The following is a 16,106-nucleotide window of genomic DNA, read 5'->3' as shown; positions in this document are numbered from 1 at the left end:
CAAACAAAAAGCGCCGATCGTCGATCGGCGCTTTTTTTACGCGTGTGCGTTCCGGCGCGTCAGTGCTTGAGGCGGCCGAGCAGCAGGAACTCCATCAGCGCCTTCTGCACGTGCAGGCGGTTTTCCGCTTCGTCCCACACGACGCTCTGCGGGCCGTCGATCACGCCGGCCGTCACTTCCTCGCCGCGGTGTGCGGGCAGGCAGTGCATGAAGAGCGCGTCCGGGTTCGCGTGACCCATCATTTCCTCGTCGACGCACCAGTCGGCAAACGCCTGCATGCGTGCCTCGTTCTCGGCCTCGAAACCCATGCTCGTCCACACGTCGGTGGTGACGAGATCGGCGCCCTTGCAGGCTTCGTTCGGATCGTCGAACACCTCGTAGAACGGCGCGCTGCCGGGCGACACGAGCTTCATGTCGAGCGCATAGCCGGGCGGCGTGGACAGGCGCAGCTTGAAGCCGAGAATCTGCGCGGCTTCGATCCACGTGTAGAGCATGTTGTTCGCGTCGCCGACCCACGCGACGGTCTTGCCGGCGATCGGGCCGCGGTGCTCGTAGTACGTGAAGATGTCGGCGAGCACCTGGCACGGGTGGTAGTCGTTCGTCAGGCCGTTGATCACCGGCACGCGGGAGTTTTCCGCGAAGCGGGTGATGACCTCCTGCTCGAACGTGCGGATCATGATGATGTCGACCATCCGCGAGATGACCTGCGCGGAATCCTCGACGGGTTCGCCGCGGCCGAGCTGCGTGTCGCGCGTGCTCATGAAGACGGCGTGGCCGCCGAGCTGGAAGATCCCGGCCTCGAACGACAGGCGCGTGCGCGTCGAGCTCTTCTCGAAGATCATCGCGAGCGTGCGGTCGTGCAGCGGGTGATAGGTCTCGTAGTTCTTGAACTTGCGCTTCAGGATACCCGTGCGTTCGAGCACGTACTCGTAGTCTTCCAGCGAGAAATCCTTGAACTGCAGGTAGTGACGAATGGTTTTGGCGGTCATGAAGCGAAATACGGCGGGTTTCACCCGGCAGCGAGGCCGGACGGCGCCGCCGTCGGGTGTGGATAACTCAAAGCAGCATAAAGGATTTTCTGTGCTTTGACGAGCCGTGGCACGAAGCGGGGCACGATCGCGACAGGGGGCGGACGGCGCGGGAAGGAGGCCGTCGGGACGACGCGCGATGGCGCGCTGCGGTATAATTCGAAAGTTTTCTCCAGCCCGGCAGGCAAGGCTTTTCGCGCTCTGCCGGACACAAGCCGTGCGCTGCACAAATCCGGTGCAGTCTACCGGCGGCGCGCATCGACGTCCCGTTTTGGGGATATCGGAATGCTTGTGCCGCCGTCCGTTCCAGCTTTGTGTTCGCGTATCCAGGCGCCGTTGCCTGGACATCGCCGGGCCGTCACTTGGGTAACCACATGGCTGAAACCCCTCCGACCGAATTCTTCATCCAGGGCATCACGAAAGACGGGAAAAAGTTTCGCCCGAGCGACTGGTCGGAACGTCTGGCCGGTGTGATGGCCTGCTTCGGGCCGGGGGCGAGCGGGCCGAATGCGCGTCTCAAGTATTCGCTGTACGTGCGCCCGACGATGCTCGGCGACCTGAAATGCGTGATCCTCGATTCGCGGCTGCGCGACATCGAACCGATGGCTTTCGATTTCGTGCTGAATTTCGCGAAGGACAACAACCTCGTCGTCACCGAGGCGTGCGAATTGCCGGACTACAGCGCGAAGAAGTAAGGCCTTCCGGCGAGGGCGCATGCGCTCGCCGCGGCAAAACCCGTCGCCCGCGTGATGCGCAGGCGACAGGCAACAAAAAAGCCCGCCTAGGCGGGCTTTTTTGCGATCGCAGGAAACAGGAACGCCCGCGCGAGCGGGCGCACCGGATTTACGCTGCTGCCTGCAGACCCTTGACGGCTGCGGCCAGGCGGCTCTTGCTGCGAGCGGCCTTGTTCTTGTGAACGATCTTCTTGTCGGCGATCGTGTCGATCGTCTTCACGGCAGCCTTGAACAGCTCGGCAGCCTTTGCCTGGTCGCCGGCGTCAACAGCCTTGCGAACCGACTTGATCGCGGTACGGAATTTCGAGCGCAGCGCCGAGTTGTGCGAGTTTGCCTTCGCGGCCTGGCGGGCGCGCTTGCGTGCTTGTGCGGAGTTAGCCATGACGGTTCCTTATCCTGTCCTGTTTCCAGAGCTTGGAGCCTGACGGCCAAGCGCTGCTTTTCGATCCGTCCCCTGAGAACGATTGCCCAGGGGCGCATAAAAAAACGGTGATTTTAACCGAGGCAGGGACATGAAAACGGCAGTTGCCGTGCATGTACGAGCCCAGAAACCGGCGATTATAGCAACAAAATCAAGCGAGTGGCAAGTTCGAAGTGACATTCGCCGGACGGAGTGCCGGCGGCGTGCGCGCTTTTCGGCATCACGCCGCTGGCCGGGTCGCGCAACGTCCGTATAATAAGCGCCCCATGAATCTATTCCGAGCCCTGCTGACGGTCAGCGGCTTCACGCTGCTGTCGCGCGTGACCGGACTGGCCCGCGAGACGCTGATCGCCCGTGCGTTCGGTGCCAGTCAATATACCGACGCGTTCTACGTCGCCTTCCGCATTCCGAACCTGCTGCGCCGCCTGTCGGCCGAAGGCGCGTTCTCGCAGGCGTTCGTGCCGATCCTCGCCGAGTTCAAGAACCAGCAGGGGCACGATGCGACGAAGGCGCTCGTCGACGCGATGTCCACCGTGCTCGCGTGGGCGCTTGCCGTGCTGTCGGTTGCCGGGATCGCCGGCGCGTCGTGGGTCGTGTTCGCGGTCGCGTCCGGCCTGCACAAGGATGGCCAGGCGTTCCCGCTCGCGGTCACGATGACGCAGATCATGTTCCCGTACATCGTGTTCATCTCGCTGACGACGCTCGCGTCCGGCGTGCTCAACACGTACAAGAGCTTCTCGCTGCCCGCGTTCGCGCCGGTGCTGCTCAACGTCGCGTTCATCGGCGCGGCCGTGTTCGTCGCGCCGCACCTGAAGGTGCCGGTCTATGCGCTCGCGTGGGCCGTCATCGTCGGCGGCGTGCTGCAGTTCCTCGTGCAGCTGCCGGGCCTGAAGAAGATCGACATGGTGCCGCTGATCGGCCTGAACCCGCTGCGCGCGCTGCGTCACCCGGGCGTGAAGCGCGTGCTCGCGAAGATGGTGCCCGCGACGTTCGCGGTGTCGGTCGCGCAGCTGTCGCTGATCATCAACACCAACATCGCGTCGCGGCTCGGGCAGGGCGCCGTGTCGTGGATCAACTACGCCGACCGCCTGATGGAATTCCCGACGGCGCTGCTCGGCGTCGCGCTCGGCACGATCCTGCTGCCGAGCCTGTCGAAGGCCCACGTCGACGCCGATTCGCACGAGTATTCGGCGCTGCTCGACTGGGGGCTGCGCGTCACGTTCCTGCTCGCGGCGCCGAGCGCGCTCGCGCTGTTCTTCTTCGCGACGCCGCTCACCGCGACGCTGTTCAACTACGGCAAGTTCGACGCGCATACCGTCACGATGGTCGCGCGGGCGCTCGCCACCTACGGGATCGGCCTCGTCGGCATCATCCTGATCAAGATCCTCGCGCCTGGCTTCTATGCGAAGCAGGACATCAAGACGCCCGTGAAGATCGCGATCGGCGTGCTGATCGTCACGCAGATCTCGAACTACGTGTTCGTGCCGCTGATCGGCCATGCGGGCCTCACGCTGAGCATCGGCGTCGGCGCGTGCCTGAACTCGCTGCTGCTGTTCATCGGGCTGCGCAAGCGCGGCATCTACCAGCCGTCGCCGGGCTGGCTGCGCTTCTTCGTGCAGCTCGTCGGCGCGACGCTCGTGCTCGCGGGCCTGATGCACTGGTGCTCGATCAGCTTCGACTGGACCGGGATGCGCGCGCAGCCGCTCGACCGCATTGCGCTGATGGCCGCGTGCCTCGTGCTGTTCGCTGCACTATATTTCGGTATGTTGTGGGTGATGGGCTTCAAATACGCTTACTTCAGAAGGCGCGCCAAGTGACGACCGCAATGACCCGCGTCCTCGACTACTTCAGCACGCTCGTGGCGGACGACGACAGCCTGCCCGTCACGGAGGCCGCGCTGTCGCTGGCGCAGGACGCGTATCCCGACCTCGACCTGCAGGGCACGCTGGCCGAACTCGACATGCTGGCGGCGCGGCTGCGCCGGCGCTTCACTGACGATGCGGACCTGAAAGGCCGCGTCGCCGCGCTGAACGATTTCTTTTTCCGCGAGCTCGGCTTCGCGTGCAATCACAACGATTACTACGACCCCGATAACAGCCACCTGAACGCCGTGCTGAAACGGCGGCGCGGGATTCCGATCTCGCTGTCGGTGCTGTACCTGGAGCTCGCCGAGCAGGTCGGCGTGCCGGCGCGCGGCGTATCGTTCCCCGGCCATTTCCTGCTGCGCGTGACGCTGCCGGACGGCGATCTGATCATCGATCCGACCAATGGCCATTCGCTGTCCGAAGCCGAGATGGTCGAGATGCTCGAGCCGTACGTCGCGCGTGCGGCCGGTGCGGTCGACAGCGCGTTGCGCGCGCTGCTGCAACCGGCGACGAGCCGCGAGATCATCGCGCGGATGCTGCGCAACCTGAAGACGATCTATCTGCAGACGGAACGCTGGCAGCGGCTGCTCGCGGTGCAGCAGCGGCTCGTGATCCTGTTGCCCGAGCAGCTCGACGAGGTGCGCGACCGCGGCTTCGCGTATGCGCGGCTCGATTACCTGCGCCCCGCGCTCGAGGATCTCGAGCAGTATCTCGGCGAGCGGCCGGAAGCGGACGACGCGACCGTCGTCGAGTCGCAGGTGAGCGAATTGCGGCAGCGGATGCAGCGCGACGGCGAGGACTGAGCCGCGATCGAGCCGTTGCCGGAACCGGAAAAAACGCCCGCATCGCGGGCGTTTTGCTTGGGCGCTTACTTCGGCTGCATCCGGATCGCGCCGTCGAGGCGGATCACTTCGCCGTTGAGCATGGGATTCTCGACGATCTGGCGCACCAGCATCGCATATTCGGCCGGCTTGCCGAGCCGCGGCGGGAACGGCACCATCGCGCCGAGCGCGTCCTGCACGTCCTGCGGCATGCCGAGCAGCATCGGCGTCTCGAACAGGCCGGGCGCGATCGTCATCACGCGGATGCCGCTGCGCGACAGGTCGCGCGCGATCGGCAGCGTCATGCCCGCGACGCCGGCCTTCGACGCCGCATAGGCGGCCTGGCCGATCTGGCCGTCGAAGGCGGCGACCGACGCGGTGCTGACGATCACGCCGCGCTCTCCTTCCGCGGTCGGCGCGGTCGCGGCCATTGCGGCGGCCGCGAGCCGGATCATGTTGAACGTGCCGATCAGGTTCACGTTGATCGTCTTCGCGAACACGTCGAGCGGATGCGCGCCGTCCTTGCCGACGGTTTTCGCGGCCGGCGCGATGCCTGCGCAGTTCACGAGGCCGCGCAGCGTGCCCGCGTGCGTTGCCGCGTCGACGGCTGCTTGCGCGTCGGCCTCGCTCGACACGTCGCAGCGTACGAATACGCCGCCCAGCTCGGTTGCGAGCGCGGTGCCCGCCGCTTCGTTCAGGTCGGCGAGCACGACCGTGCCGCCGGCCTGCGCGAGCATCCGCGCGGTGCCGGCGCCGAGGCCCGATGCACCGCCGGTGATCAGAAAGACGTTGCCGCGAATGTCCATGACTTTCTCCGGTGTCGACCGCCCTTGGCGCTTTAGCGCCTAGGGAGGTCCCATGCAAAGCGTCGACTGCCCTTGGTGCGTCAGCGCCTAGGGAGGTCCCATGCAAAGCGTCGACTGCCCTTGGCGCTTCAGCCCCTAGGAAGGCCCATGCAAAGCGGTTGTTCCGTCCGATGCTGCCCCATCGGCTGAAAAGCCGGTGCGCCGCGAGGGCGGGGCACGCGCTCGACCGATTGTACGGGGTGCCATCGCGCGGCGGCGACACCGGTGTGGTCGTGCGCATCCCGTCCGCGCAAAAAAAAGCCGCCCGGAAAGGGCGGCTTGCGGGTGCGCGACGCGCTCTTACTTCAGTGCGTCAAACGCGCGCTCGCGGATTTCCTCGACGGCGCCGAGGCCCGAGATCTTGCGATACTGCGGTGCCTTCAGGCCGTTTTCTTCACCGCGCTGCGCCCAGTCGCCGTAGTACGTGATCAGCGGCTTGGTCTGCGCTTCGTACACTTCGAGACGCTTCTTGACGGTTTCTTCCTTGTCGTCGTCGCGCTGGATCAGCGGTTCGCCCGTCACGTCGTCGTGGCCTTCGACCTTCGGCGGGTTGAACTTGACGTGGTACGTGCGGCCCGATGCCGGGTGCGTGCGGCGGCCGCTCATGCGCTCGATGATTTCCGAGAACGGGACGTCGATCTCGAGCACGTAGTCGATCGCGACACCGGCTTCCTTCATCGCGTCAGCCTGCGCGATCGTGCGCGGGAAGCCGTCGAACAGGTAGCCGTTCGCGCAGTCGGATTCCTTCAGGCGTTCCTTGACGAGGCCGATGATCAGCGCGTCCGGCACGAGCTTGCCGGCGTCCATGTAGCCCTTCGCCTCGACGCCGAGCGGCGTGCCGGCCTTTACGGCCGCGCGCAGCATGTCGCCCGTCGAGATTTGCGGGATGCCGAATTTTTCCTTGATGAAGTTTGCCTGGGTGCCCTTTCCCGCGCCGGGCGCGCCCAACAGGATCAAACGCATGGTGATATCTCCAAGTATGTAGATTCGTGTGGCGAGACACAAAGGCGTCGGCGACGGCGGGCGCGGGGCTTGCCTGGCGCGTGGCGGACCGGTCTGATGCGGCGCGTCGGCTTGGGCGACGCGCGGCTGCCGGCAGGGCCGCGGGCGGGGTCAAGCGAGGACGCGCTGGTCGCGGACGGCTCGCACAATCGCCTGATTATGCCACGGGTTATTTTGAACCCGGCTGAAAAAGGGCCTGCACGCGCGCGAGATCGGCCGGCGTGTCGATTCCGGCTTCGGGCGCGGACTCGGTGATCAGCACTGCGATACGCTCGCCGTGCCACAGCGCGCGCAGCTGTTCGAGCTGCTCGGCCTGTTCGATCGGCGCCTGCGCGAGCGACGGATAGGTGCGCAGGAAACGCGCGCGATACGCATAGAGCCCGATGTGCCGGTAGACCGGGAAGGCCGGCGCCGGCATGGCTGCGACGTCCGGCCAGTGCGGCTGGTACGCGTCGCGGCTCCACGGAATCGGCGCACGCGAGAAGTACAGCGCGACGCTCTGCGCATCGAGCGCGACCTTCACGACGTTCGGGTTGAACACGTCGGCCGCGTCGTGGATCGGGTGGGCGGCGGTCGCGATCGCGCAGGCCGGATGCGCGGCCAGGTGCGACGCCACGTCGCGCACCAGCACGGGGTCGATCAGCGGTTCGTCGCCCTGCACGTTGACGACGACGGTGTCGTCGCTCCACCCGAAGGCCGCTGCCACTTCCGCGAGCCGGTCGGTGCCGGACGGATGGTCGGCCCGCGTGAGCACCGCTTCGAAGCCGTGATCGCGCGCCGCGTCGAGCACGCTCTGCGCGTCGGAGGCGACGAGCACCTGCTGCGCGCCCGCTTCGCGCGCGCGCTCGGCGACGCGCACGACCATCGGCTTGCCGCCGAGATCGGCGAGCGGCTTGTTCGGGAGTCGCGTCGACGCGAGCCGGGCGGGGATGACGGCGATGAAGGGTTGCGGGTGAGTCATCGGGGAGCGGTGAGAAAGACGGGGCGGGCGACGCCGGGAGCCGGTCGCCCGGCGGGGGGCGGCGGCCCGGCCGGGGCCGGGCCGCCTGTTTCGAATCGTTGCGCCGTGCGAGCGGCCTGGCGGCTCAGCGGCCGGCCGGATCGACCGGCGTGCCTTCGACGGTCTGGCGCGCTTCGTCGACGAGCATCACGGGGATGCCGTCGCGGATCGGGTAGGCGAGCTTGTCCGCGTTGCAGATCAGCTCCTGCGCGGCACGGTCGTAGTGGAGCGGGCCTTTGCAGATAGGGCACACAATGATTTCAAGCAGGCGAGCGTCCACGGAGTTTCTCCACAACGAGGGCAATGAGGCGAGGGTCGAGCGCGGCTTCGACGGGGACAACCCACAGTCGGGCGTCGCGCCAGGAAGCGCCCAATTTTACTGCATCCTTCTCGGTGATCAGGATCGCATCGACGGTATCGTCGACGAACGGATTGTCGGCGAACGCGTAATGGTCGGGCAGCGCGCGCGTCGCCGGCGCGAGACCGGCCGCGCGCAACGTCGCGAAGAAGCGTTCCGGCGCGCCGATGCCTGCCGCGGCGAGCACGCGTTCGTTCGCGAACTGCGACAACGGGCGGCGCAGCGCGGGCTGGTCGAGGTGCCACGCGGCGCCCGGCGTCAGCGCGAGCGCGTAGGTGTCGGGCCACGGCGGCAGCGCGCCGCTGTACGGATCGTTGACGAGCGTCGCGTCGCGGTGCCGCGACAGCGGCTCGCGCAGCGGGCCGGCCGGCAGCAGGAAGCCGTTGCCGCCGAGCCGGTGGTCGAACACGACGAGCTCGACCGTGCGGGCGAGGCGGTAGTGCTGGAGGCCGTCGTCGCTGACGATCACGTCGACGTCCGGATGCGCGGCGCGCAGCGCCTGCGCGGCCGCGACGCGGTCGGGGCACACCCAGACGGGCGCGCCGGTGCGGCGCGCGATCAGCAGCGGTTCGTCGCCGCCGACGCTGGCGCGCGACGCGGGCGTGACGGCGGTCGGCGCCGTCACGTTCGCGCCGTAGCCGCGCGACACGACGCCCGGTGTGAAGCCGGCCGCGCGCAGCGCGTCGACGAGCGCGATCACGGTCGGTGTCTTGCCGGTGCCGCCGACGGTCACGTTGCCGACCACGACGACGGGCACGCCGACGTCGACCGGCTTTTTCCAGCCCTGCGTGTAAGCGGTACGCCGCAGCGCCGCGCACAGGCGGAACACGCAGGCGAACGGCGTGAGCGCCCAGGCGAGCGCGCCGCGCCGCTGCCATTCGCGAGTCAGGCGCGCTTCGAGTCGCGCGAGCGGGCCGCCGGGCGCGCTCATCGGGCCGGGCGCGGCGCGTCGTGCGCCGCGGCGTGGGACGGATTCGTCAAGGCGGATTCTCCGTTGGGCGGCGCATGCCGCGGGGTCTGCGGAAGGCGGCACTCTAGCGCGCCGCACACAGGCGCGGCAAGCGCGACCGGCCGACGCAGCCTGCGGGGCCGGATCGCGGCGGCCTGTGGATAACTCTGTGAAAAACTCCTCGGTCGATCGCATCAAACGCCCACCGGGCGGGCCTCGAATCGGAGGCGAATTGTTTTGAAAGGTTTAAAAATCTATAAAAATCAATGTGTTATGAGGAATTGTCTGGCTTTTTTAGCGGTTTCCAAGCGTTTTAGGCGGACGAATGCCAGAGTGTGGACACCTTCCGCGCGCGACAGCAAGTGCGGCGGCGCTGGACGTCGCGCGCATGTCGGACTATCGTGACGCCGCCAGCATTCATCCGACCGTCCATGCTTTCCGACTCTCCTTTTTCCGCACCCGGCGCGACGCGCGGCGGCGACGAAGTGATTCCCGTTTCGGCGCTCAATCGTGCGATTTCGACGATGCTCGAGCGCTCGTTTCCGCTGTTGTGGATTTCGGGCGAAGTATCGAATTTCACGCGTGCCGCGAGCGGCCACTGGTATTTCTCGATCAAGGACCAGCAGGCGCAGATGCGCTGCGTGATGTTCCGCGGCCGTGCGCAATATGCGGAATTCACGCCGCGCGAAGGCGACCGCATCGAGGTGCGCGCGGTCGTCACGATGTACGAGCCGCGCGGCGAAGTGCAGTTGAACGTCGAAGCCGTGCGGCGCACCGGGCAGGGGCGCCTGTACGAGGCGTTCCTGCGGCTGAAGGCGCAGCTCGAAGGCGAGGGCCTGTTCGCCCCCGAGCGCAAGCGGCCGTTGCCGGCCCACCCGCGCGCGATCGGCATCGTCACGTCGCTGCAGGCCGCCGCGCTGCGCGACGTGCTGACCACGCTCGCCCGGCGCGCGCCGCACATTCCGGTGATCGTCTATCCGGCGCCCGTGCAGGGTGCCGGTTCCGCCGAGAAGCTCGTCGCGGCCGTCGAGGCCGCGAATGCGCGCCGTGAGGTCGACGTGCTGCTGGTCTGCCGCGGCGGCGGCTCGATCGAGGATCTGTGGTCGTTCAACGACGAAGCGCTGGCGCGCGCGATCGCGGCGAGCGAACTGCCGGTCGTCAGCGGCGTCGGGCACGAAACCGATTTCACGATCGCGGACTTCGCGGCCGACTTGCGCGCGCCGACGCCTACCGGCGCGGCCGAGCTCGCGAGCCCGCAGCGCGCGCTGCTGCTGCGCGAGGTCGACGAGCGCCAGCGTGCGCTCGCGCGCGGCATGGCGCGCCGGCTCGAACAACGTGCGCAGCAGCTCGACTGGCTTGCGCGCCGGCTCGTGAGCCCGGCCGAGCGGCTGCAGCGGCAGCGCACGCACGTCGAGCAACTCGCGGTGCGGCTTGCGTCGGCGGCGTCGCGGCCGGTGCGCGACGCACGCGCGCGCTTCGCCCTGGCACAGCTGCGCTGGCAGCGCGCGCGGCCGGATGCGTCGCAGGCGCGCCAGGCGCTCGCGGGGCTGTCGCAACGTCTCGCGGTTGCGTTGCAGCGCCGTCATGAACGCGACACGGCGCGTGTGTCAGCCTGTGCTGCGAGGCTCGAGGTACTGAGCCCGCAGCGCACGCTCGAGCGCGGTTATGCGGCGCTGATCGATACGCAGACGGGCCGTGCGGTACGGGCGCCGAACGCGCTGAAGCCGCAGCGGCGCCTGACCGTGCATCTGGCCGAAGGCTCGGCCGACGTGTCGCTCGCCGACGTGCAGCCGCGGCTGACCGATACGATCTGACATAACCGCTGCAAGCGGAGCGAAGGGTGCCGCAACGGACGCATCGTGCACGGGAACGGATGCTGCGCAGCGTCGGGCTCGTCCTGCCGGACGTTGCGCAAACATCGCTTTTCCGCATACCGCGGATAAATGGCCCGTGAGTTTGCGGGGTTATTCGTCCTCGCCTACAATCGGACGCTCGGCAGCATCCAACACAGCCTCCCTACATACTCAACGAAGGAATCGCCATGGCTCATACGCTCCCGCCGCTCCCGTACGCTGAAGACGCACTCGCGCCGACCATCTCGCTCGAGACGATCCAGTACCACTACGGCAAGCACCATCAGGCTTATGTGACGAACCTGAACAATCTGATCCCGGGCACGGAATTCGAAAACCTGTCGCTGGAAGAGATCGTGAAGAAGTCGTCGGGCGGCATCTTCAACAACGCCGCGCAAATCTGGAACCACACGTTCTTCTGGAACAGCCTGTCGCCGAACGGCGGCGGCGCACCGACGGGCGCGCTGGGCGACGCGATCAACGCGAAGTGGGGTTCGTACGACGCATTCAAGGAAGCGTTCACGAAGGCCGCAGTCGGCACGTTCGGTTCGGGCTGGGCATGGCTCGTGAAGAAGGCTGACGGTTCGCTCGACATCGTGTCGACGAGCAACGCAGCGACGCCGCTGACGACCGCCGACAAGGCGCTGCTGACGATCGACGTGTGGGAACACGCGTACTACATCGACTACCGCAACGCACGTCCGAAGTTCGTCGAAGCGTTCTGGAACATCGTGAACTGGGACTTCGCAGCGAAGAACTTCGCGTAAGTCCGGCGCCGGCGCGCCGCCACGGCGCGCGGCACCCCAAAAAAAAGCCCTCGTTTCGAGGGCTTTTTTGTTTTTGTCCCGCAGGCGCGTCGAGTTGGCCAGGTCAGGCGACCATGCCGAACACCCAGCCGAGCGTGGCACTCGCGATCACGACGGCCCACGGCGGCACGCGCCAGAACACCAGCGCGACGTAGGCGACGAGCGCGGCGGCCAGGTCGCGCGGCGCGACGATCGTATCGGTCCAGACCGGGTGATAGAGCGCGGCGAACAGCAACCCGACGACGGCCGCGTTCACGCCCGCGAGCGCCGCCTGCATGCGCGCGCTGCGGCGCAGGCGCTCCCAGAACGGTGCGGTGCCGGCAATGAGCAGGAACGACGGCGCGAAGATCGAGACCAGTGCGATCGTGCCGCCGAGCCAGCCGTTCGGCGCATCGCGCAGCGACGCGCCGAGATACGCCGAAAACGTGAAGAGCGGCCCCGGCACGGCCTGCGCGACACCGTACCCGGCGAGGAACGCCGAATCGCCGACCCAGCCGGGCGCGACCACGGCCGCCTGGAGCAGCGGCAGCACCACATGGCCGCCGCCGAACACGAGTGCGCCGGTGCGGAAGAACGCATCGACGACGGCGAGCGTATCGGAGTGGAGCGCGCGGGCCGCAACCGGCAAGACGACGAGCAGCGCCGCGAACAGCGCGAGCCACACCATGCCCGAGCGGGGCGACACATGCAGCGGCAACGGATCGTGCGCGTCGCGTGCCGGTTGCGGCAGCAGCACGAGACCGGCCGCGCCGGCCGTAACGATCACCGCAATCTGCGTCCAGGCGGCCGGCGCGAGCAGCGCGACGCAAGCGGCCGCGGCCATCAGCGTGACGCGGCGCGCATCCGGGCACAGCGTGCGTGCCATTCCCCAGACCGCTTGCGCGATCACCGCGACCGACACGATGCGCAGCCCGTGCAGCGCGCCGGCTTCGATCGGTGCGCCCGTTGCGTGAACGCCGAGCGCGAACAGCATCATCAGCAGCGCCGACGGCAGCGTGAAGCCGAGCCAGGCGGCGAACATGCCCGCATAGCCGGCGCGCGCGAGGCCGATCGCCATGCCGACCTGGCTGCTCGCAGGCCCCGGCAGGAACTGGCACAGCCCGACGAGATCGGCATAGGTGCGCTCGGTGAGCCAGCCGCGCCGCGTGACGAATTCGGCGCGGAAGTAGCCGAGGTGCGCGACCGGGCCGCCGAACGACGTGAGGCCGAGCCGCAGGAACGCGGCGAAGACGGGCCACGGATGATGGGAAGGCGCGGGGGCGGTCGAGGTATTCAAGACGAGGCGTGTGGCGGACGAACGAGCAGCAACGATAGCGCAACGCGGCGGCGGGGCAACGTGCAGCGGCGCGTTGCGCGTTGCTCAGTGCGTGCCGTCGCCCAGCCCGCTCGCGCGGCGCAGCGCGTCGATGTCGACGAGCTCGATCTCGCCGACATGCAGCCGCACGACGCCGTCGGCCTGCAGCGCCTTCAGCAACTGGTTGGTGGTCTGCCGCGTGATCGACAGCATCGACGCGAGCGTTTCCTGCGACAGCCGCACGCGCGTGCGGCCGGCGCTGATGCCGCCGTAACCCTCGGCGATCATCAGCAGGCGCACGGCGAGCCGCTGCGCGGCCGGCATCACGCTCATCGATTCGACGGTCAGGAAGCTCAGGCGCAGCTTCTGCGCCATCAGCAGCGCGAACTGCCGCCAGTACTGCGGCGTCGCATCGAGGATCGCGAGCAGCGCGGCCTGCGGCACGTGCAGCAGCAGCGCGTCGTCGAGCGCGATCGCGTCGTGCGTGCGCGGCTGGCCGTCGAACAGCGCGATTTCGCCGAACCACGTGACGGGCTCGGCCACCGTCAGCAGCGCTTCCTTGCCCTGCGGGTCGACCGCACCTATCGTGAGTGAACCGGCCAGGACCGCGTACAGCCCGCATGGCGGGTCGCCGCGCCGGAACAGCGCGTGGCCGGCCGGCAGGCGGCGCAGCGCCGCGCGGGCGAGCAGGTCCGCGCGCAACGCGTGCGGCAGCGCGGCGAACCACGGGTTCGCTTCGATCTGCGGCAGGTACGGGGCGAGCGGAGAGGGCATGGACACGCGATGTCGGGTAGCTGACAGAGGTTCTCGGGCGTGACGCGCATCATAGCGCTCAATAGCCGACCAGGAGACGCGATGAAGACGCTCGAAGACCACCTTTCGCAGTATGCGGCCTACCATCGCGACGCGCGCAACATCGCGACGCATCTGGTCGGCATCCCGATGATCGTGTTCGCGGCCGAAGTGCTGCTGTCGCGGCCGGCGGTCGGGATGGCGGCGGGCATCGCGTTGTCGCCGGCGCTGCTGCTGGCCGTCGCGTTCGTCGTGTTCTACCTGCGTCTCGACCTGCGGTTCGGGATCGTGATGGCCGCGCTGTTCGCGCTCGGCCTGTGGGCTGCGCAGTCGCTCGCGTTGCTGCCGACCGCGCAATGGCTCGCGATCGGCATCGGCGCATTCGTCGTCGGCTGGATCGTGCAGTTCGTCGGGCACTGGTTCGAAGGGCGCAAGCCCGCGTTCGTCGACGATCTGGTCGGCCTGATGGTCGGACCGCTGTTCGTCGTGGCCGAAATCGCGTTCTTCGCGGGGCTGCGCGGAGATGTGCGTCGCGAAGTCGAGCGGCGTGCCGGCCCCGTGCACGGCGGCGCGCACTCGCATGTCTGACGCGCCGGTCTGCGTGTTCGGCGCAGGCGCCGTCGGCTGCTATCTCGGCGGCCGCCTCGCGGCGGCCGGCGCGCGCGTGACGCTCGTCGGTCGCGCGCGGATCGGCGATGCGATTCATCTGCACGGGCTCACGCTGACCGACCAGCGCGGCTATCGGGCGACGCTCGCGCCGGCCGATGTCGCGTTTGCGACCGATCCGGCCGCCGCCGCCGACGCACGGCTCGTGCTCGTCGCGGTGAAGTCGGCCGCCACGCACGAGGCCGCCGGGCAACTGGCCGGCGTGCTGCGGCCCGGTACGGTCGTGATCAGCTTCCAGAACGGCCTGCACAACGCCGACGTGCTGCGCGACGCGCTGCCGCAAGCGACCGTGTTGGCCGGCATGGTGCCGTTCAACGTGATCGAGCGCGGGCCAGGCGCGTTTCACCAGGGTTCGGCCGGCGCGCTCGCGGCCGACGCGTCGCCTGCGCTGCGGCCGTTCGCCGGCGCCTTCGCGCGCGCCGGGCTGCCGCTCGTGCTGCATCGCGACATGCGGGCCGTACAGTGGGCGAAGCTGCTGCTCAACCTGAACAACGCGGTCAATGCGCTCGCGAACCTGCCGCTGCGCGACGAACTCGCGCAACGCGCGTACCGGCGCTGTGTCGCACTGGCCCAGCGCGAAGCGCTGCACTGGCTGGCGCGGGCCGCAATCCGGCCCGCGCGGGTGACGCCGCTGCCGGCCGCGTGGATCCCGGCCGTGCTCGATCTGCCCGATGCGGCCTTTCGCGTGCTCGGCGGCCGGATGCTCGCGATCGATCCGCTCGCGCGTTCGTCGATGTCCGACGATCTCGCGGCGCGGCGCGCGACGGAAGTCGAGTGGATCAACGGCGAGATCGTGCGGCTGGCCGCGCGTTTCGGTGCGCCGGCGCCCGTCAATGCGCGGCTGTGCGTGCTCGTTCACGACGCGGAAAGCGCGGCGGCGCGCCCGGCGTGGCGCGGCGATGCGTTGTGGGCCGAGCTGACCGCGCACGCGCCGCGCGCAGGCCACGTGCGGCCAGCGTAACGCGCGTCACGCCGCCACCCGCACGACGCCACGGGCCGGGCGCAACGGCTAAGATGCGGGGTGCGTCATACGACGCCTTTGCGGAGCAATCGCCATGGTGGATCGCCCGACTCTCGACGCCTACGACGCCCATGCCGCGCAATACGCGCAGGACTGGCTCGACCAGGCCGCACCCGACGACATGTACGCGCTGCTCGAACAGCATTTCTCGCCGGGGCCGACCGCCGACGTCGGCTGCGGCGCGGGCCGCGACACGGCCTGGCTCGCGTCGCGCGGCTTCGACGTGCGCGGCTACGACGCGAGCGCCGCGCTGCTCGACGAGGCGCGGCGGCACCATCCGGGCCTGACCTTCGAGCTGGCCGCGCTGCCGGCGCTGGCCGGCGTGCCGTCCGGCGCGTTTCGCAACGTGCTGTGCGAAACGGTCGTCATGCATCTCGAACAGGCGGACGCGGCGGCCGCCGCCGCGCGGCTGGCCGATCTGCTGATGCCGGGCGGCACGTTGTACCTGAGCTGGCGGGTGGCCGGAAACGGCACGTTGCGCGACGAGCGCGGCCGTCTCTATACGGCACTCGATTCGGCGCGGATGCATGCGGCGCTGGGCGCAAGCATGCACGTGATCGACGAGCACGAGGTCGTCAGCGCATCGTCCGGCAAGCGCGTGCACCGGCTGATCGTGCGCAAGGCGGGCGGCGCCGCGTGAGGGCGGCGCGC

Annotated in this window: 17 protein-coding genes; 8 read left to right on the top strand and 9 right to left on the bottom strand. The window is 68.4% G+C overall.

Annotated features, from left to right (window positions below):
• Positions 1 to 59: 59 nt before the first annotated feature.
• Positions 60 to 989, bottom strand: a complete 930-nt coding sequence (argF, locus tag OHZ10_RS13885; protein WP_059233373.1) for an ornithine carbamoyltransferase — start codon at positions 987 to 989, stop codon at positions 60 to 62.
• A gap of 413 nt (positions 990 to 1,402) precedes the next feature.
• Here argF and OHZ10_RS13880 point away from each other — a divergent pair, with 413 nt between their 5' ends.
• A complete protein-coding gene (locus tag OHZ10_RS13880) occupies positions 1,403 to 1,723 on the top strand; it encodes a DUF3579 domain-containing protein (protein WP_048245154.1) in 321 nt (106 codons plus the stop codon).
• A 148-nt stretch (positions 1,724 to 1,871) separates the two neighbouring features.
• On the opposite strand, the gene rpsT is transcribed toward OHZ10_RS13880, so the two are convergent.
• Positions 1,872 to 2,144 carry a 30S ribosomal protein S20 gene (gene rpsT, locus OHZ10_RS13875; protein WP_059233374.1) on the bottom strand — a complete coding sequence of 91 codons (273 nt, stop codon included), beginning with the start codon at positions 2,142 to 2,144 and terminating at the stop codon, positions 1,872 to 1,874.
• 305 nt (positions 2,145 to 2,449) lie between these two features.
• Between rpsT and murJ the strand changes: the two genes are divergently transcribed.
• Both murJ and OHZ10_RS13865 read left to right on the top strand, forming a co-directional pair.
• The gene (gene murJ, locus OHZ10_RS13870; RefSeq protein ID WP_059233375.1) at positions 2,450 to 4,000 is read left to right on the top strand and encodes a murein biosynthesis integral membrane protein MurJ; all 1,551 of its coding nucleotides are present in this window, start codon (positions 2,450 to 2,452) and stop codon (positions 3,998 to 4,000) included.
• 8 nt (positions 4,001 to 4,008) lie between these two features.
• Complete coding sequence (locus tag OHZ10_RS13865) at positions 4,009 to 4,851, top strand: SirB1 family protein (RefSeq protein WP_059233376.1); 843 nt, start codon at positions 4,009 to 4,011, stop codon at positions 4,849 to 4,851.
• Between the two features lie 65 nt (positions 4,852 to 4,916).
• Here OHZ10_RS13865 and OHZ10_RS13860 read toward each other — a convergent pair whose 3' ends face one another.
• The 5 genes from OHZ10_RS13860 to lpxK form a co-directional block, all read right to left on the bottom strand.
• Positions 4,917 to 5,675, bottom strand: coding sequence for an SDR family NAD(P)-dependent oxidoreductase (locus tag OHZ10_RS13860; RefSeq protein ID WP_059233377.1), 759 nt, complete (start codon positions 5,673 to 5,675; stop codon positions 4,917 to 4,919).
• Positions 5,676 to 6,014: 339 nt separating this feature from the next.
• Positions 6,015 to 6,677, bottom strand: coding sequence for an adenylate kinase (gene adk / locus OHZ10_RS13855; protein ID WP_059233378.1), 663 nt, complete (start codon positions 6,675 to 6,677; stop codon positions 6,015 to 6,017).
• Between the two features lie 208 nt (positions 6,678 to 6,885).
• Entirely contained in the window at positions 6,886 to 7,677 is a 792-nt protein-coding gene (gene kdsB / locus OHZ10_RS13850) for a 3-deoxy-manno-octulosonate cytidylyltransferase (protein WP_059233379.1), read from the bottom strand.
• Positions 7,678 to 7,801: 124 nt separating this feature from the next.
• The gene (locus tag OHZ10_RS13845) at positions 7,802 to 7,996 is read right to left on the bottom strand and encodes a Trm112 family protein (protein WP_006482216.1); all 195 of its coding nucleotides are present in this window, start codon (positions 7,994 to 7,996) and stop codon (positions 7,802 to 7,804) included.
• Positions 7,977 to 9,005: a tetraacyldisaccharide 4'-kinase gene (gene lpxK / locus OHZ10_RS13840; protein ID WP_342702773.1), complete on the bottom strand. Its 1,029-nt coding sequence runs from the start codon at positions 9,003 to 9,005 to the stop codon at positions 7,977 to 7,979. Before lpxK ends, OHZ10_RS13845 begins: the two co-directional genes overlap by 20 nt.
• Positions 9,006 to 9,454: 449 nt before the next feature.
• On the opposite strand from lpxK, the gene xseA reads away from it, so the two are divergent.
• Complete coding sequence (xseA, locus tag OHZ10_RS13835; RefSeq protein ID WP_059233381.1) at positions 9,455 to 10,837, top strand: exodeoxyribonuclease VII large subunit; 1,383 nt, start codon at positions 9,455 to 9,457, stop codon at positions 10,835 to 10,837.
• A 227-nt stretch (positions 10,838 to 11,064) separates the two neighbouring features.
• Positions 11,065 to 11,643 carry a superoxide dismutase [Fe] gene (gene sodB, locus OHZ10_RS13830; RefSeq protein ID WP_011352986.1) on the top strand — a complete coding sequence of 193 codons (579 nt, stop codon included), beginning with the start codon at positions 11,065 to 11,067 and terminating at the stop codon, positions 11,641 to 11,643.
• Between the two features lie 103 nt (positions 11,644 to 11,746).
• Here sodB and chrA read toward each other — a convergent pair whose 3' ends face one another.
• Both chrA and OHZ10_RS13820 read right to left on the bottom strand, forming a co-directional pair.
• Positions 11,747 to 12,958 (bottom strand): chromate efflux transporter, encoded by a 1,212-nt coding sequence (gene chrA, locus OHZ10_RS13825; RefSeq protein ID WP_342702771.1) that lies wholly within the window; start codon positions 12,956 to 12,958, stop codon positions 11,747 to 11,749.
• An 84-nt stretch (positions 12,959 to 13,042) separates the two neighbouring features.
• Complete coding sequence (locus OHZ10_RS13820) at positions 13,043 to 13,750, bottom strand: Crp/Fnr family transcriptional regulator (RefSeq protein WP_059233383.1); 708 nt, start codon at positions 13,748 to 13,750, stop codon at positions 13,043 to 13,045.
• 81 nt (positions 13,751 to 13,831) lie between these two features.
• Between OHZ10_RS13820 and OHZ10_RS13815 the strand changes: the two genes are divergently transcribed.
• The 3 genes from OHZ10_RS13815 to OHZ10_RS13805 all read left to right on the top strand — a co-directional run bounded on the left by OHZ10_RS13815 (position 13,832) and on the right by OHZ10_RS13805 (position 16,095).
• Positions 13,832 to 14,356: a DUF962 domain-containing protein gene (locus OHZ10_RS13815; RefSeq protein WP_059233384.1), complete on the top strand. Its 525-nt coding sequence runs from the start codon at positions 13,832 to 13,834 to the stop codon at positions 14,354 to 14,356.
• The gene (locus tag OHZ10_RS13810; protein WP_342702769.1) at positions 14,349 to 15,395 is read left to right on the top strand and encodes a 2-dehydropantoate 2-reductase; all 1,047 of its coding nucleotides are present in this window, start codon (positions 14,349 to 14,351) and stop codon (positions 15,393 to 15,395) included. The genes OHZ10_RS13815 and OHZ10_RS13810 overlap by 8 nt, the downstream gene beginning before the upstream one ends.
• 94 nt (positions 15,396 to 15,489) lie before the next feature.
• Positions 15,490 to 16,095, top strand: coding sequence for a class I SAM-dependent methyltransferase (locus OHZ10_RS13805; protein ID WP_174994270.1), 606 nt, complete (start codon positions 15,490 to 15,492; stop codon positions 16,093 to 16,095).
• Positions 16,096 to 16,106: the final 11 nt, after the last annotated feature.

It is taken from the genome of Burkholderia arboris (genome assembly GCF_038723655.1).
Taxonomy (GTDB): Bacteria; Pseudomonadota; Gammaproteobacteria; order Burkholderiales; family Burkholderiaceae; genus Burkholderia; species Burkholderia arboris.
Note: the sequence above shows the minus strand (reverse complement) of the source record. Positions and strands in the feature narration are given on the sequence as shown.

Bases quoted from the DNA above. Each gene is read 5' to 3' on its own strand.
- argF (WP_059233373.1), bottom strand. From the start codon at position 989: ATGACCGCCAAAACCATTCGTCACTACCTGCAGTTCAAGGATTTCTCG.
- OHZ10_RS13880 (WP_048245154.1), top strand. From the start codon at position 1,403: ATGGCTGAAACCCCTCCGACCGAATTCTTCATCCAGGGCATCACGAAA.
- rpsT (WP_059233374.1), bottom strand. From the start codon at position 2,144: ATGGCTAACTCCGCACAAGCACGCAAGCGCGCCCGCCAGGCCGCGAAG.
- murJ (WP_059233375.1), top strand. From the start codon at position 2,450: ATGAATCTATTCCGAGCCCTGCTGACGGTCAGCGGCTTCACGCTGCTG.
- OHZ10_RS13865 (WP_059233376.1), top strand. From the start codon at position 4,009: ATGACCCGCGTCCTCGACTACTTCAGCACGCTCGTGGCGGACGACGAC.
- OHZ10_RS13860 (WP_059233377.1), bottom strand. From the start codon at position 5,675: ATGGACATTCGCGGCAACGTCTTTCTGATCACCGGCGGTGCATCGGGC.
- adk (WP_059233378.1), bottom strand. From the start codon at position 6,677: ATGCGTTTGATCCTGTTGGGCGCGCCCGGCGCGGGAAAGGGCACCCAG.
- kdsB (WP_059233379.1), bottom strand. From the start codon at position 7,677: ATGACTCACCCGCAACCCTTCATCGCCGTCATCCCCGCCCGGCTCGCG.
- lpxK (WP_342702773.1), bottom strand. From the start codon at position 9,005: ATGAGCGCGCCCGGCGGCCCGCTCGCGCGACTCGAAGCGCGCCTGACT.
- xseA (WP_059233381.1), top strand. From the start codon at position 9,455: ATGCTTTCCGACTCTCCTTTTTCCGCACCCGGCGCGACGCGCGGCGGC.
- sodB (WP_011352986.1), top strand. From the start codon at position 11,065: ATGGCTCATACGCTCCCGCCGCTCCCGTACGCTGAAGACGCACTCGCG.
- OHZ10_RS13820 (WP_059233383.1), bottom strand. From the start codon at position 13,750: ATGCCCTCTCCGCTCGCCCCGTACCTGCCGCAGATCGAAGCGAACCCG.
- OHZ10_RS13815 (WP_059233384.1), top strand. From the start codon at position 13,832: ATGAAGACGCTCGAAGACCACCTTTCGCAGTATGCGGCCTACCATCGC.
- OHZ10_RS13810 (WP_342702769.1), top strand. From the start codon at position 14,349: ATGTCTGACGCGCCGGTCTGCGTGTTCGGCGCAGGCGCCGTCGGCTGC.
- OHZ10_RS13805 (WP_174994270.1), top strand. From the start codon at position 15,490: ATGGTGGATCGCCCGACTCTCGACGCCTACGACGCCCATGCCGCGCAA.